18 protein-coding genes are annotated in these 14982 nt (G+C 68.5%); 8 read left to right on the top strand and 10 right to left on the bottom strand.

Features of this window, described 5'->3' with window-relative positions; translation table 11 throughout:
• Positions 1-3 precede the first annotated feature (3 nt).
• From ACZ6YV_RS32965 to ACZ6YV_RS32950, 4 genes are all read left to right on the top strand, one after another.
• The gene (locus ACZ6YV_RS32965; protein ID WP_465513328.1) at positions 4-522 is read left to right on the top strand and encodes a GtrA family protein; all 519 of its coding nucleotides are present in this window, start codon (positions 4-6) and stop codon (positions 520-522) included.
• 221 nt (positions 523-743) lie between these two features.
• Positions 744-1283 carry a GtrA family protein gene (locus ACZ6YV_RS32960; RefSeq protein ID WP_005155476.1) on the top strand — a complete coding sequence of 180 codons (540 nt, stop codon included), beginning with the start codon at positions 744-746 and terminating at the stop codon, positions 1281-1283.
• A gap of 691 nt (positions 1284-1974) precedes the next feature.
• The gene (locus tag ACZ6YV_RS32955) at positions 1975-3333 is read left to right on the top strand and encodes an MDR family MFS transporter (protein WP_465513327.1); all 1359 of its coding nucleotides are present in this window, start codon (positions 1975-1977) and stop codon (positions 3331-3333) included.
• A 12-nt stretch (positions 3334-3345) separates the two neighbouring features.
• Positions 3346-4182: an NAD(P)H-binding protein gene (locus ACZ6YV_RS32950; protein ID WP_465513326.1), complete on the top strand. Its 837-nt coding sequence runs from the start codon at positions 3346-3348 to the stop codon at positions 4180-4182.
• 69 nt (positions 4183-4251) lie between these two features.
• On the opposite strand, the gene ACZ6YV_RS32945 is transcribed toward ACZ6YV_RS32950, so the two are convergent.
• Both ACZ6YV_RS32945 and ACZ6YV_RS32940 read right to left on the bottom strand, forming a co-directional pair.
• Entirely contained in the window at positions 4252-5124 is an 873-nt protein-coding gene (locus ACZ6YV_RS32945) for a phosphotransferase (protein WP_465513391.1), read from the bottom strand.
• A 15-nt stretch (positions 5125-5139) separates the two neighbouring features.
• Entirely contained in the window at positions 5140-5616 is a 477-nt protein-coding gene (locus ACZ6YV_RS32940; RefSeq protein WP_465513325.1) for a glycine-rich domain-containing protein, read from the bottom strand.
• A gap of 417 nt (positions 5617-6033) precedes the next feature.
• On the opposite strand from ACZ6YV_RS32940, the gene ACZ6YV_RS32935 reads away from it, so the two are divergent.
• The 3 genes from ACZ6YV_RS32935 (at position 6034) to ACZ6YV_RS32925 (ending at position 7881) form a co-directional block, all read left to right on the top strand.
• Complete coding sequence (locus tag ACZ6YV_RS32935; protein ID WP_465513324.1) at positions 6034-6681, top strand: response regulator; 648 nt, start codon at positions 6034-6036, stop codon at positions 6679-6681.
• Positions 6682-6830: 149 nt separating this feature from the next.
• Positions 6831-7463, top strand: a complete 633-nt coding sequence (locus ACZ6YV_RS32930) for a helix-turn-helix transcriptional regulator (protein WP_465513323.1) — start codon at positions 6831-6833, stop codon at positions 7461-7463.
• Positions 7464-7467: 4 nt separating this feature from the next.
• Positions 7468-7881: a Pvc16 family protein gene (locus tag ACZ6YV_RS32925; RefSeq protein WP_465513322.1), complete on the top strand. Its 414-nt coding sequence runs from the start codon at positions 7468-7470 to the stop codon at positions 7879-7881.
• Here the strand turns inward: ACZ6YV_RS32925 and ACZ6YV_RS32920 are convergent.
• From ACZ6YV_RS32920 to ACZ6YV_RS32910, 3 genes are all read right to left on the bottom strand, one after another.
• A complete protein-coding gene (locus ACZ6YV_RS32920) occupies positions 7859-8371 on the bottom strand; it encodes a hypothetical protein (RefSeq protein ID WP_465513321.1) in 513 nt (170 codons plus the stop codon). The genes ACZ6YV_RS32925 and ACZ6YV_RS32920 overlap by 23 nt on opposite strands.
• 63 nt (positions 8372-8434) lie before the next feature.
• Entirely contained in the window at positions 8435-9718 is a 1284-nt protein-coding gene (locus ACZ6YV_RS32915; protein ID WP_465513320.1) for an ATP-binding protein, read from the bottom strand.
• A gap of 1 nt (position 9719) precedes the next feature.
• Positions 9720-10424 carry a response regulator transcription factor gene (locus tag ACZ6YV_RS32910; protein ID WP_465513390.1) on the bottom strand — a complete coding sequence of 235 codons (705 nt, stop codon included), beginning with the start codon at positions 10422-10424 and terminating at the stop codon, positions 9720-9722.
• 42 nt (positions 10425-10466) lie between these two features.
• On the opposite strand from ACZ6YV_RS32910, the gene hisN reads away from it, so the two are divergent.
• Entirely contained in the window at positions 10467-11252 is a 786-nt protein-coding gene (gene hisN / locus ACZ6YV_RS32905) for a histidinol-phosphatase (protein WP_465513319.1), read from the top strand.
• 6 nt (positions 11253-11258) lie between these two features.
• Here the strand turns inward: hisN and ACZ6YV_RS32900 are convergent, their stop codons facing one another.
• The 5 genes from ACZ6YV_RS32900 to ACZ6YV_RS32880 form a co-directional block, all read right to left on the bottom strand.
• On the bottom strand, positions 11259-11531 hold the full coding sequence (locus ACZ6YV_RS32900; protein ID WP_378240783.1) for a hypothetical protein: 273 nt from the start codon (positions 11529-11531) through the stop codon (positions 11259-11261).
• Positions 11528-12352, bottom strand: a complete 825-nt coding sequence (locus ACZ6YV_RS32895; RefSeq protein ID WP_465513318.1) for a TNT domain-containing protein — start codon at positions 12350-12352, stop codon at positions 11528-11530. Before ACZ6YV_RS32895 ends, ACZ6YV_RS32900 begins: the two co-directional genes overlap by 4 nt.
• A gap of 119 nt (positions 12353-12471) precedes the next feature.
• On the bottom strand, positions 12472-13404 hold the full coding sequence (locus ACZ6YV_RS32890; protein WP_465513317.1) for a hydroxymethylglutaryl-CoA lyase: 933 nt from the start codon (positions 13402-13404) through the stop codon (positions 12472-12474).
• Positions 13404-13988, bottom strand: a complete 585-nt coding sequence (locus ACZ6YV_RS32885) for a PH domain-containing protein (protein WP_465513316.1) — start codon at positions 13986-13988, stop codon at positions 13404-13406. Before ACZ6YV_RS32885 ends, ACZ6YV_RS32890 begins: the two co-directional genes overlap by 1 nt.
• Positions 13989-14085: 97 nt before the next feature.
• The gene (locus ACZ6YV_RS32880; protein ID WP_465513315.1) at positions 14086-14910 is read right to left on the bottom strand and encodes a biotin--[acetyl-CoA-carboxylase] ligase; all 825 of its coding nucleotides are present in this window, start codon (positions 14908-14910) and stop codon (positions 14086-14088) included.
• Between the last annotated feature and the right edge of the window lie 72 nt (positions 14911-14982).

The following is a 14982-nucleotide window of genomic DNA, read 5'->3' as shown; positions in this document are numbered from 1 at the left end:
CGCATGCTGGGGAGGCACCGGGAGCTGCTGCGTTTCGCCGTGGTCGGCGGCGCGAGTTTCGTCATCACGATGACGATCACCTACGGGCTGAAGTTCACCGTGCTGACCGACAAACCGGTGACCGCGCTGATGATCGGCGTGCTGGTGGCGACCGTTTTCTCGTACGTCGCGAACCGCGAATGGTCCTTTCGTTTCCGCGGCGGCCGTGAGCGGGCCCACGAGGCGACGCTCTTCTTCCTGCTCAGCGCGATCGCGCTCGGCCTCAACGCGCTTCCGCAGCTGATCTCGCGGCACGTGCTCGATCTGGAACAGCCGCATGTCGGGCTGCTGACGCAGGAGATCGCGGACTTCGTCAGTGGGATGGTCATCGGGACCCTGCTCGGCACGGTGTTCCGCTGGTGGTCGTTCAAGAAGTGGGTCTTCCCGGAGCCCGGCGCGCGGCCGCGGCTGGTGCGGGGCGACGGGCCACCCACTGCCGACGCCGGCGACACCGCCGATATCCCCGAGGACCCGGCCGCCTGAGATACCGCTCTCTTTTCGCAGGTCAGCGGGCCCGGCGATAGCAAAGGTCCCTTGCTCCCCCGGCGCGATCGGTGCCTGCTTTCGCGGGCTTGCTCAGTACGACTGAGACGAAAGTGGCGGCCCTGGACTTTCGTCTCGCCGAAACGCCCAAAGCGTCATATAACGTGCCGCCTGTCCCCCTCCTGACCCATTCGGCGGCCTGTGCGAATTAGACTGACCGAGTGACCGTGGTCGAATCCGTCCTTTCCCGGACGCCCGAGCCGCTCCGATCCGTGCTGATCAAGCACCGCGAGCTGTTGAAGTTCGCGATCGTGGGCGGTACGACGTTCCTGGTCGACAACGGCGTCTGGTACCTGCTGAAACTCAGCGTGCTGGAGTCGAAGCCGACCACGGCGAAGGCGATCGCGATCATCGTCGCCACGATCGTGTCCTACATCCTCAACCGCGAATGGTCCTTCCGGACCCGCGGCGGCCGCGAGCGGCATCACGAGGCCGCGCTCTTCTTCGTGATCAGCGGGATCGCCGTGGTGGTCAACCTGATCCCGCTCTACACGTCGCGCTACGTCTTCGATCTCGAAGTGCCACACGTGACCCGGTTCGTCCAGGAGTTCGCGGACTTCACGAGCGGGTCGATCATCGGCATGTTCCTGGCGATGTTCTTCCGCTTCTGGGGTTTCAAGAAGTGGGTCTTCCCGGACGAGCTGGGCGAGCGGCGCCGGGACAGCGACGAGCCGGACGACGACGTCGTCCCCCTTCGCTGAGGACGTCCTTGGTTCCGGGGCGGAACACCACGCACGATTGGGCGAGCACGGTGGATGCCGGGCATCTGGCACGTATTCGGCAAAGCCCAGCGGAATACGCGCCCGGCGGCGGACGATCCGGCCTCACCCCGCATCCCGACGGTTCGGTGTCCGTGGCGGACAACGGGCGAGGCACCGCCACCCGCGTAGATGACCGGGGACAGACCGTGAAGAAGCCGATCATGGCGACAAAGGATCTTCGACTTCCCGGACGCCCAGCTGCTTCCCGACGGCCACCGGCCTGATCCCGATCGCCGAGGACGGCACGACCGTCCTCTTCCACCCGCAGGAGGACCTGCGCTCGACCGCTCAGCCGTCGGCAAGCACGCTGATGCAATGGGCGGAGTCATGGCCGCAGCTGTCCACCGAGACGCTTGACCGGCGGATCGGCTGACTTCTCGAACTAGTACTTGTCAAAAGACATGTGATTGTCTAGGGTCATCCATGTCAACGTTCCTTCACTGATGACGCCGACCGGGTTCGTACGGTCGAGCGGGACGAATTCGAGGTGATCGCCAAGCGCGAAGAGGACCGCATCCGGTTCGGATGACGGTTGAGCCTTTTCCCGTCTTGGCGGGGACCGGGGCTGCTTTCGAGCACTGCCCTGCGTCCTTCGCGTTCCCTCGTTTCTTCCAGTGAATGGACCCCTTTCTTGAGCACCGCTCTCGGCGCGCCTCCGCGCGCCCGAAACACCCTTGCCCTCGTCGGGCTCTTCGCCGCCGTTTTCCTGGCGATGCTCGACGCCCAGGTCGTCGCGACCGCCCTGCCGCGGATGGTCGGCGAACTCGGCGGCGCCACGTCGTTCGCCTGGGTCACCACCGCCTATCTGCTGGCGGGCAGTGTCAGCGCGCCCGTCTACGGAAAACTCGGCGACCTCTTCGGCCGCAAACATGTCGTTCTCGTCGCGATCACGCTGTTCGTCCTCGGCTCCCTCGCCTGCGCGCTCGCGCCGACGATGCCGCTGCTGATCGCCGCCCGTGTCCTGCAGGGCATCGGCTCCGGCGGTCTGTTCGTCGCGGTCGCCGCGATCATCGGCGAACTGTTCCCCGGTCGCGAAGGCGCCCGGTATTTCGCCTGGTTCTCGCTCTGTTTCGCCGGATCCTCACTGGCGGGCCCTGTCGTCGGCGGCTTGCTGACCGATTTCGCGGGCTGGCGGTCGATCTTCGGACTCAACGTGCCGATCGGACTGGTCGCGCTTATCGTCGTCGCGCGCTTCCTGCGGCTCGAACGACGCCGGACGACCGCGCCGTTCGACTTCGCGGGCATCGTCGTCCTGTCCGGCGCGATCGTCGGCCTGACCCTGGCGACACCTTTGTCGGCCTCGATCGGCGCCGTGCTGCTCGTCGCCTTCCTGGTCATCGAACGCCGGGCGGCGGAACCGGTCATCCCGCTTCGGTTGTTCCGCGCCAGGATGTTCAGCCTGAGCGTGCTGGCCAGTGCCGCGGCCGGGTTCGTCTTCCTCGGTTCGGTCAACTATCTGGCGCTCTTCCTGCAGACCGCGGGTGGTGCCGAGCCTTCGGAAGCAGGGCTCCTCCTGCTGCCCATGACGCTCGCGGTCGCCGCGTCGTCGATGGTCGCGGGCCGGATCATCGCCAAGACCGGCGCCTACCGCTGGGCACCGATCCTCAGCATGACCCTCGGCCTCGCCGCCGCCCTCGCGATGTCCACAATGGACGAAACGACACCGCTGCTGCTCGTCGTCGGCTATCTCGTCGTGTTCGGCGCGGCGGCCGGGCTCAACATGCAGGTGCTTTCCATGGCGGCCCAACAGAACGTCGCCCGGACCGATCTCGGCGCTGTTTCCGCGACCGTCGGCTTCCTTCGGTCCCTCGGCACCACCGCCGGGCTCACCGTTTTCGGCGCGGTGTTCACGAACGCCTTCGCCGCCGACAGCCCCGCCGGGTACGCCTCCGCGCTCAACGGCGTGTTCTGGGTGATGATCCCGGCCCTGGCGATCGGCCTCGTCGCTTCCCTCCTCCTGCCGCGCGTTTCGTTGCGGCGCAACCACTAAAGGAGTTCTTCGATGATTCTCGTTCTCGGTTCCACCGGCAAGATCGGCCGCGAACTCGTTCCCGCGCTGCTGGACAAGGGCGCTCACGTTCGCGCACTGACGCGCGACCCCGCTCGCGCCCGGATCGATCCGCGCGCCGAAGTCGCCGCCTGCGATCTCGACGCGTTCGACCCCGCACTACTCGACGGCGTCGAACGCGTCTTCATCCTGACCTCCGGGCATGGTTCGGATCCGCTCACCCAGGAGCAAGCCGTGCTCAAGGCCGCTTCCGGTGTCGCGCACGTCGTCAAACTCTCCACCACCGGCGTCCACTTCGGACAGACAGACCCGATCTCCCTGGTGCACACCGCGGCCGAACGGGCCGTGCGCGAGGCCGGGCCGGAGTGGACGATCCTGCGTCCCGGCACGTTCATGGACAACCGGTTCGCCTGGCTGACCGCCGTGCGCGGCGACGGGATCATCCGCGTCCCCGAAGGCGATCCGGCCTCCGCGCTGGTGCACGTCCGCGACATCGCCGAAGTCGCCGCGACCGTGCTGACCACCGACGGGCACGCGGGCAGGACGTACCCGATCACCGGCGGCGAAGCCCTCGCGACGCGGCGGCAGGTCGAAATCCTCGGCGACGCCCTCGACCGGCCGCTCACCTACGTCGAAGAGCCCGAAGCCGACGCGCGTGCGCGGATGCTCGGCTTCGGCTGGCCCGCTTCGGCGATCGACGGGATCTTCGAGCTCAAACGGCAGTCCGCCGGGAACGAGGAGATCGTGTTCGGCACCGTCCGCGAACTTCTCGGCCGGGCGCCGCTGACGTTCGCGGCCTGGGCCCGGGAGCACGCCGGCGCCTTCGCCTGACCTTCGGAGATAGGCCTGGTCACTTGAATGGCCCCCACCTTCGCAGGTGGGGGCCTTCTTGTGGGCACGCTAGACCGACAGCCGGTAACGGGCGTATTGCCTGGCGGCGGCGCTGAGCCTGTCGGCTCCGGGGAACGGGGTCGTGGCGGCTCGGTAACCCCACAGCCCGGCCACGTAGCAAGCGAACGCGGTGACAGCCTTGTCCGTGCGTGTGGCCCACGACGGCACCGTCGCCGCCCACTCCTGCGCTTCATGTGGTTCGTGGCCCGCCGCGATGAGCCGCACGACCAGGAACGCCGTGTCGACCCACGCCGCGCCCGAAGCGGGCCGTCCCCAATCGATCACGCGCACCGACTCGTCATCGATCATGAACTGGTGCTCGTGGAGATCGGTGTGGATCAGGGCACTCCCGGCAACCAGTTCCGGGGTCGCGCGACACCACTCGGTCAGCTCGCCGATGTCCAGGCCCGCCACGGTCTCCGGAGCCTCGGCCGCGAGCTTGGTCCACCAGTCCGCCGACGCCCACCGCTTGCTCAGTGGCTGTGCCGAGCCGCCGGGGCACGCTCCGATCCTGGCGACCGTCTCCGCGACGGTCGCCAGATCGCCGGAATCCGGAGACAGATCGGCCGGACGACCGTTGACGTATTCGAAACCGACGACGAACCAGAGTTCGTCCGCGTCGATGTTTTCACTGAATCGGGTTGCCGGCGCGAGGCCGGGAGCGAGATCTCCGGCCGCGGCCTCGTTGCGAAGCCAGCGCATCTGCGGGCTGATTCCTCGGACGCCCTTGAGGAAGACATCGCCAGACTCACCCCGAAGGACGAGCGCGGTGTTGCAGTTCTGCCCTTGCGCTATGTCCCGCACGACGGTGACCGGACCGAGGTGTGTCAGGACCGCGTTCCGCACGGTGTCCGGCAGGCCGTCCCAGCGGAATCGCTCCATCACGCCGGGACCGTATCAGTGCGAAACGGGGTGGTGATGGCATCCCGTGTTACCGCCGGAGTGGGTGCACCCCTCCGTGCACTGGTTGCAGTCCGCCGACGCGGTCCACAGCGGAAGATCGACCGCGTATCCGGCTTCCCGCATGGCCCACGTGGTGACGCGCATCGACTCTGCCGGGATCCGTGAGACCTGAACCAAACCGGTGTCTGTCGGCTCGTGGTGGATGAAGCGGCCCCCGACGCGATCGCAGAATGCGGCGTACTCGCGCGTATAGAGGATGAGCGTGTGCCAGCCGATGTCGACGGTTTCACTTGGAGACAACGGTTCCGGCGCTCTGGCACAGGTCGCCAGGAACGCGAGAGCCTGATCCATGATCCGCGCGGCGAACTCGCGAGACACGCCTCGCTCTCTGGAGATCCGGTGTGCGAGCCGGTCGAACAGCTCTTCCGAGACAAGAGCCTGTCCAGTCTTTTCCTCGACTGCGATGCCCATGCGATATCCCTTTCGATAATTCTCCTGTACTCATCAAGTAGCGTGACTGTTACTCGGTGTCATAGAAATAGGCCAACCGTCTACAAGGCGACGAGGGACATGAGCGACCTGGGTACCCGGTCGCGAGCAGCGCTCAGGTCGCAGCAGAGCACCCCCCAGGACTGAGGCCGTCACTTCGCCCGGTGGTGGAAAGAGAGCGGGGGACCTTTGCTCTCGTTAGTTAGCGTGCTAAGCAACGAGAGCAAAGGTCCCCCGCTCCCCCGCCTGCGCCGAAAGGGTTAATGACTTGGGCGGATCCCCGCGATACGCGACACTCATCAGGCGTTTAATTCTCGCCGGTCCGCTGTCCGGACCACGCGTTGTCCGCGACCGGCCCTCTCGCTAACGTGCCGCGTCGGGGAGACAGGGGGAGCCCGTATGAACGAACGCCTTCGCGTGCTCGTGGTCGACGACCATCCGCTGTTCCGGTTCGGGGTCTGCACCCTGCTGGCCAACGAACCTCAAGTCGACGTGGTCGGCGAGGCGGCGAGCGGGGCGCACGCGATCAGCGCGGCGAGCGCTCTCGGGCCCGACGTCGTGGTCATGGACCTGCATTTGCCCGATATCAGCGGCGCCGAAGCGACCCGGCACATCGTCGCCGAACGGCCCGACGTGGGCGTACTGATGCTGACGATGGCGGACGAAAGCGAATCCGTTTTCTCCGCGATGCGTGCCGGGGCACGCGGATATCTGCTGAAGGACGCCGAGCCCGACGAAATCATCCGCGCGGTTCACGCCGTCGCGAGGCGCGAAGCGATCTTCGGACCGGACATCGCGACGCGGGTTCTCGGCTTCTTCAACCACAGTCAGCCGAACACGGACACGGTGTTCCCGGAACTGACCGTCCGCGAGCGAGAGGTCCTGTCGCTCATCGCAGGCGGGCACAGCAACACCGTCATCGCCAGCACCCTGTGCCTCAGCCCGAAGACCGTCCGGAACCACATTTCCAACGTGTTCAGCAAACTCCACGTCACGGACCGCGCCGAAGCGATCGTGCGCGCCCGCGAAGCCGGGCTTGGTCGTTGAAAACGCCGCGTTGAAAAAGCGACCCCGATAAGGGCGGCTTTTCGGGCAATTTCGGGACCGGAGTCCCATGCGCCCGGGACACCTCACCCGGCAGGGTGAGGGGTGCGAGGGGTGGGACCCTCGCACCGTTCGAGGGGAATGGGAATCACATGTTCGAACCGAACAGGACACCTGTGGTCGTTCGCGCCACCGATCCGATACTGCACAACGGCGTCTGCGTGACGCTGCGCTCCCGTGACGACGTCTGGCTGGTGGACGGGGAGACCGCCGACCCGTCCATGGTGGCCCTCCTGGTCACCGACCGTCTCGACGAAGCCATGACGCAGCTGCTGTCGGCACTGCACCACCAGGGGTTCACCCGCATCGTGCTCGTCGCGGGTGAAGTCGACGACAACGAGATCCTCGGCGCCATCGAGCACGGCGTCTGCGCGGTCGCCCGCCGTTCGGAGGCGGGTGCCGACGTCCTGGTCCGGCTGATCAAGGCCGCCGCCGCCGGGGAAGGCGCGCTCCCGCCCGATCTGCTCGGCAGGCTCCTGCACCGGGTCTCGCGGCTGCAACGTCAGGTCCTGCAGCCGCGCGGCCTGCATCTGGGTGGCATGAGCAGCCGGGAAACCGAGGTACTCAAGCTGGTCGCGTCGGGGTTCTCGACGCAGGAGATCGCCGACCAGCTCTGCTATTCGCAGCGCACGGTGAAGAGCATCCTGCACGACGTGACCAACCGGTTCCAGCTCCGGAACCGGTCGCACGCGGTGGCCTACGCACTGCGTGAGGGATTGATCTGACGCCGTGATCACCCAGGTCGACGAGGCGCTGTGCCGGCTCATCGCGCCTCATCTGCCGGAGGGGACGGTGGTCCGGCTGGACCCGCCGAAACCCACCTGGCAGACCGAGACGCCGGTGTCGACCGTCGATCTGTTCCTCTTCGCCCTGCACGGCGCCGGTCCGGGAACCGGCGCCGTGCGGGCGAAGCGCTGCGAACTGTCCTATTTGATCACCGCGCGGGCGGACAAGGTCCGGGACGAGCACACCCTGCTCGACCGATCGTTGCGGGTGCTGCTCGGGACCGAGTTCCTCCTGGTCGACGAGCAACCGCTCCGGCTGGCCATCGGGAAGACCGATCCGACCGGGCTGTGGGTCGGCCTCGGCCTGCCCGCCCGCGCGGCGTTCGTCGTCACGGTCACGGCGGAGTTCCGAGACTGAGCACCGAGGCCCGCCGCAGGACCACGCCGCCGATGGACGCCAGCTGCGCGCCGAAGAGCTCGCACCATTCGGCCGCGGTTTCGGGCGGGCCGCAGTCGCCTGCCCGCCGGGCCCAGCCCGCGCGCACTTCGAGGCGGTAGCCGAGCATTCCGGTCAACGTCAGCCCGTCGCGGCCGGCGCCGACCCAGCAGGTGCCCCGGTAGACCCAGCTACCCGGAGGCTGGAACACGGCGCTCTCCTGGGCGAACCGGTGTCCCGCCGCCGCGGTGACGGTCGCGACCGGGGTGTCGATCCCGCTGACGAACAGGCCCTTCGAGAGCAGGTCCAGTGCTTCGGCCTCCATCCGCTCCACCACACCGGGCGGACGACGGCACGCGTAGAGGTCGCCGTCGAAGGACAACCGCACGGAAATCGCCACCTTGCCGATCTCCACGGTCGCCGCGGCCACCGGACTCACCGGTGGGCGGTACCGGAACGCCGTCGCACGCACTCCCCGACGTTAGGTCGGCGCGCTTCCGCGGCATTGCCCGATGGGGAGGTCCTTCGGGAGGTCTTAGCGAGGGACCCGCTCGGCGGGCCACCGCACCTCGGCCACATCGCCCGGCCGGGGAACCTTCAGAAAGAGACTGAACACCACGGGCTGCTTGCTGGACAACTCCAGCCGTCCGCCGTCCGCCTCGGTGAGCGCGCGGGCGAGGGCGAGCCCGACGCCGGTCGATCCGCCACCCGAGAATCCGCGTTCGAAGATATGCGGCGCCAGCTCGTCGGGAACCCCCGATCCGGTGTCGGCGACCTCGATGACGACGGTGCCCTCCGTGTCACCGCGCCGGGCGGCGAGCGTGACCGTGCCCGCGCCGTGGCGCAGCGCGTTGTCGAGCAGGACACCCACGACCTCGCGCAGACGGCCCGGCGTCGCCCTCGCCCTCAGTCCGTCGGTGACGCGGATCCGCAGATGCCTGCCTTCGGCGCGAAGCAGCTGTCGCCATTCCTCAGAGATCTCGGGAAGCATTTCCGGCAGATTCACCGGCTCCGCGCCGACCTCGCGCGCCGCCCGCGCGGCGGCCAGCAGCTCGTCGAGTGCCTCGGCCAGCCGGTCCGCCTGTTCCTGCGCGGCCTTCGCCTCGTCGACGACTTCCTGGTCGGGGTGGACGGTGAGCGGTTCGAGCCGCAGCTGCAACGCTGTCAGCCTGCTCCGCAGCTGGTGGGAGACATCGCCGACGAGCTGGCGTTCTCGCTGGACGAGCTGCGCGAGCGCCGTACCGGACGCGTCGAGCGCTTCGGCGACCATGTCGAGTTCTCCGACGCCGTAGCGCTTCGGATCCGGCCGGAAATCACCGCCGCCGAGTTTGACCGCCCGGTCGGCGACGTGTCTCAGCGGTTTCGCGAGCCGCCGCGCGGTCACTGTCGCGACCACCGTGCCGGTGCCCACCGACAGCACGACCAGCAGCACCACGAGCAGCGTCACCTGGGTCTGGCGGGTGCGCATCGGCCCGGCGGGCATGGCCAGCTCGACCTCGCCGTGCAACGCGATCGGCGCCCGCTCGGACACGACGTCGGAACCCGGGTCGGAGCCGTACCGTTTCTCGATCTGCCCCTGCGCGCGGACGGTCAGCAACCCGCCCTGCGGGACGGCCACCCGGACCAGGTCGAGGTTGATCGGCTGGCCGACGGCGATCTCGTTGTCCAGCGTCGCCGCGATCCCTCGGGCCGAGGACGCCAGGTTCTCGCGGTTGAGGTTCTCGACCAGCTGCCAGGCGGTGATGCCCAGCGGGATGCCCAGCACCGCGGCGGTGACCGCGACGGCGAGCAGGATCGCCAGGAGGATGCGGCGGCGCATGCTATTCCGCGTTGAAGCGGAAGCCGACGCCGCGGACCGTGGCGATCCGCCGTTCGCCGTCGCCGTTCCCGCCGGGTTTGCCCGCCCGTCCAGCCGCTTCGTCGGCCGCGATGCTGAGCTTCCGGCGAAGCCAGGACATGTGCATGTCGAGGGTCTTCGAGGTCTTCGATTCGAGGTCGTTCCACACCTCGGCGAGGATCTCGTCGCGGCTGACGACCTGGCCCGCGCGGCTCATCAGCACCCGCAGCAGCTCGAACTCCTTGTTCGCCAGCTGCACCTCGTGCAGGTCGACGGTGACCATCCGGGCGCCGAGGTCCATCCGCACTCCCCCGGCTTCGAGCACTTCGGGCGCCCGGCGGCGGAGCAGCGCCCGGATCCGGGCCAGCAGTTCGGCGAGCCGGAACGGCTTGGCGACGTAGTCGTCGGCGCCGGCGTCGAGCCCGACCACGAAATCGACCTCGTCCGTGCGCGCGGTCAGCATCAGCACCGGCACCTCGGTGCCACTGGCTCGCAGGCGGCGGCACACCTCGAGGCCGTCCATCCCGGGCAGGCCGAGATCGAGGACCAGCAGGTCCACCCGATCGCTCTCGGTCGCGTCGAGGGCGGCGGGCCCGTCGCCGACGACACGCACGTCGTACCCCTCCCGCTGGAGTGCGCGGGAAAGCGGATCGGCGATGGCCGGGTCGTCCTCGGCGAGTAGCACCATGCTCACCTGGCCAACTCTACGACTGCCGGGCGTGAAACCATCGTGACCGTGCCTGGCTACGAGAATGATCTGGAACTCGCCACCCGGCTGGCCGATGCCGCCGACGCCATCACCACCGCCCGGTTCCGCGCGCTCGACCTGGCTGTGGAACGCAAACCCGACCGGACCCCGGTCACCGACGCGGACACAGCCGTCGAAGACGCCATCCGTGCGATCCTCGCCACAGACCGTCCGGACGACGCTGTGCTCGGCGAGGAACGCGGCGGTTCGGCCGCGACAGGCCGCGCCTGGGTCCTCGACCCGATCGACGGGACCAAGAACTTCCTGCGCGGTGTCCCGGTCTGGGCGACGCTGATCGCGCTCGTCGAAGACGGCACGCCCGTGGTGGGCATGATCAGCGCGCCGCTGCTCGGCCGCCGCTGGTGGGCCGCGACCGGGGACGGCGCCTGGATGAGCGACTCAACCGGGGAACGCCGCATTTCGGTGTCCAAGGTCGCGTCGCTCGAAGACGCGTACCTGTCCACAACGGATCTGAACTCGTGGGTGGAGTACCACTCACGGGAGAAGTACCTCGACCTCGTCAACGCGTGCTGGGAAAGCCGCGCTTTCGGCGACTTCTGGCACCACTGCCTGGTCGCCGAGGGCGCGCTCGACGTCACCGCGGAATGCATCGTGAACCCGTGGGACGTCGCCGCGGCCCAGGTGCTGATCACCGAAGCCGGTGGCCGGTTCAGCGACCTCGACGGCGAAGCGCGCTATGACAACGGCTCAGCGCTGTCGACGAACGGGCTGCTCCACGACGAGGTCCTGGCGATCCTGAAACGCTGAACGCAGTCAGTGTCCGGGAAGCAGGCCGACGGCGCCGCGCGCGACCTGCGACCAGGCGAGACGTCCGAAGAGGTAGTGGCAGGCGACCTGTTCGCTGGTGAACCGTGCCCAGTCGTACCGGTTGCCCTGCTCACGCCAGAAGACCTCCCAGGCGGGCTCGGCCCCTTCTTCCTCAGTGCGCATGAGGCACCAGGCGTTGTCCGTCTCCGTGCCGACCGAGACCACCTCGGCAGGCACTCCCAGCGCGGCCAGCCAGCGCAGGATCGTCCCCGTGTTCACCGAACCTCCCCCGTGACGTCCGCCAGGAAGCCCAGCGTGACAAGTTCATCCGCGCCCAGCACCGTGCGGAAGCGCACCCCGCCGCCCGGCTGGCCGAACCATTCGGCGGTCACCGAACGCCAGACCGGCAGCGGCCGGACGACGCGGTAGCGCCGGTATCCGGCGGCCTGATCCGGCGGCAGCGAGCGCATCGAAAACAAGGTCGCGTCCTCGGCGAACACCCGGCCGTGCTGGTCCCCGAAGCGGTCGAGATGGGTGCCGATGTCGAGCATCATCGGCGTCGCCGGGTCGATACCGCCCTCACCGGGAGGCCAGAGATAGCTCGTTATGCCCACGAAGCGCTCTCGCCAGTCCTCTGGGGACTCTCCGCCCCACGGGTCGTGTCCCCTGGTCAGCTCCGCCGGGGCAGCGACGGCCGGAGTCGTCGGCGACCGGCGGAAACCGCTGCTGACGTGCGACAACGCGTCCAGATCGTCCAGCACGCCCGCCTCGGGGTGATCCTGCGGGCCGGAACCGCCCTCGGGCAGCGCCAACTGGCGCGCGGGTTTCCCCATCGCGACCGGGAGATGCCCGATGGGGAACATGTGCACGAGGAACAGCGCGATCACGCTCTCCCGCTCGGTCCGCAAGGCCCCCATGGGTGGCGGAGCGGGCGGCTGCGGGACGGGAGGCGGCTGGGGGAAAGGCACTCGCAACGGTGCGACCGCGGGCGGCCACGGCGAAGGCGCGTACGGAGCGCGCAACCCGTGCGGTGGTGTCGGGGCGTCGTACTCGGCGGGCAGCCGGATCGGGCCCGTTCCGGCCTCGCTCGGATCGGTCACCGCACCTCCCCCAAGGAATCGGTCCCCACCGGTGAAAGGGGGAGGCAGCGGACAGGACGCGCTTGAACCTTAGCGCCGACCGGCGTTCTCGTCGGCGGATACCCGCAAGCGCGCGAACCTCAGCCGGCGAGCGCGTTGACCACCCGGGACGGGCTGGGCCTGCCAAGCTTCCCTGCCATCCACTTGCTCGTCGCCACCAGCGCGTCGAGGTCGACCCCGGTTTCGACGCCGAGACCGTCGAGCATCCACACCAGATCCTCGGTCGCGAGGTTGCCGGTGGCCGATTCGGCGTACGGGCAGCCACCCAGCCCACCGGCCGAGGAGTCCACAGTGGACACTCCGCAGCGAAGGGCTGCCAGCGTGTTCGCGAGAGCCTGGCCGTAGGTGTCGTGGAAATGGACGGCCAGTGTGCCGACGTCGGGGAACTGCCCGATCAGCGCCTCGACCTGGCCCGCGGTGGCGACGCCGATGGTGTCCCCGAGCGAGAGCTGCGAGCAGCCGAGGTCCAGGAGCCGCTTGCCCACCCCGGCGACCTGCGTGGCCGGGACGGCGCCCTCCCACGGGTCGCCGAAGCACATCGACACGTACCCGCGGACGTCGAGACCTTCGTTCCGCGCCCGGGTGACGACCGGCTCGAACATCGCGAACTGGTCGTCCACCGTCGAGTTGAGGTTCTTCTTGGCGAAGGTCTCGGTGGCGCTGGCGAAGATCGCGATATGCGAGACCCCGGCCTCCAGCGCCCTGTCCAGCCCGCGCTCGTTCGGGACGAGCACCGGGTATCGGACGCCTTCGCGCTTGTCGAGCCCGGCCAGGAGCTGCTCGGCGTCGGCCAACTGCGGCACCCATTTCGGGCTCACGAAACTGGTCGCTTCGAGCGTGGTCAGGCCCGAATCGGCGAGTTTGTCCAGGAATTCGAGTTTGACCTCGACCGGGACGATCGTTTTCTCGTTCTGAAGGCCGTCCCGGGGGCCGACCTCCCAGATCGTCACGCGTTCCGGCAGGGCCGCGGCGGACGGGACGCGATCGGGCAGGCCCAGCTCTCGCGTGCCCATCAACGACGCCGGTTTCCGCGGGGCTGGTGGCCCTGCGGGGGAAGCGGTTCGGTCTGCTGCGGCTGCGCTCCCGCGGGCGGTGCGTAGTCGTCGTACGGGTTGTCGTTGACTTCCCGGTAGATGACCGTGTGCACGCGCTCGACCTTGGGGATGTCGTCGAACTTCAGCGGTTCGTCCGAAGCGGACTCGATCACCAGCGTGCCGCAGCCGAAGACGCGGTCCAGCAGCCCGTGCTCGAACTGGACGCTGTTGATCCGCGACATCGGGATGTCGATCCCGGTCCGCTTCAGGACACCTTCACGGGCGATCAGCCTGTCCGTGGTCACGATGAAGTGCGTCGTGCGCCAGCGGACGAACGGTGCCAGGAAGAGCCACACGACGAGACCGAGCCCGACCACGGCGATCGCGATCAGCCAGATCAGGTCCCACGGGGCCGTCGCGTCCTTCGCGAAAACGCCGAGCGCGATGGCCCCGCCGAGCGTGACGATCAACGCGAGGAAGGGGAAGATCAGCATCTTGAAATGCGGGTGACTGTGCACCACGACGTGCTCGTTTTCGCTGAGCAAATCGTCCGGATAGGCCACGACGGACGCTCCCAAAGTGTGTTCGGCGCTGGTGAGCTCACCGTACCGGCGAACGGTCCCGGCGGAAGACCGGACGTCGTAAATCGCACCGCACGGATCAGGACCCGGCGGGCCGTACGTGGACGACGTCTCCGGCGAACACCGTGTACCGCTCACCACCGGGAACGTCGACCTGGAGCTGGCCGGCGGGATCGATGTCGGCGGCGCGGCCGGTCAGCGCCGAGCCGTCGGGCAGCTGGACCTCGACATCCACGCCCAGCGTGGCGCAATGCCGCCGGTAGTCCCCGAGCAGGCCTGCCTCCGCCAGCGACCCGCCGGCGAGCCGCCAGCGGCGTTCGAGTTCGTCGAAACCGGTGAGCAGCCGCGCGGCGATCTCGGCGCGATCGGTCACCGTCGCCCCCTGCTCGGCCAGCGAGGTCGCGGGCAGGCCACCGGGCCCGGCCGGGACGTTCTCGCCGAGCGGCAGCACGTTCAGGCCGATGCCGAGGATCACCGTGGTCTCGTCCCCGGCGACGGCCTCCGCCAGGATGCCCGCGCATTTGGCGCGCTCCGGACCAGCCAGGACGTCGTTCGGCCACTTGAGGACGGCGTCGACACCCAGCTCCGCGGCGACCTCCCGGACCGCGAGGCCCGCGACCACGGAAAGTGAACCCAAATTGGCGAACGGGACCCCGCCCGGACGCAGCAGGACACTGACGTAGAGGCCCGATCCCTTCGGCGAGGACCACTGCCGCGCGCGACGGCCGACACCGGCCGTCTGCTCTTCGGCGATCAGCACTGTGCGGTCCTCGGCCCCCTTCGCGGCGGATTCCCGCAGGTCGGCGTTGGTGGACCCGGTGCTCGCCACGACCTGGATCGCGGCGTACCGGCCGGACAGCGCGGCACTCAGACGCTCGGCGTCGAGCGCTCCCGTCTCACTCATCTGCCCAGAATATGAGAGTCCCCCTAACGTGCAAGGCGTTCGCTCGTTACGCAGAGGTGGTCTCCAATAACC

This window comes from Amycolatopsis sp. NPDC102522 (assembly GCF_055584485.1).
Note: the sequence above shows the minus strand (reverse complement) of the source record. Positions and strands in the feature narration are given on the sequence as shown.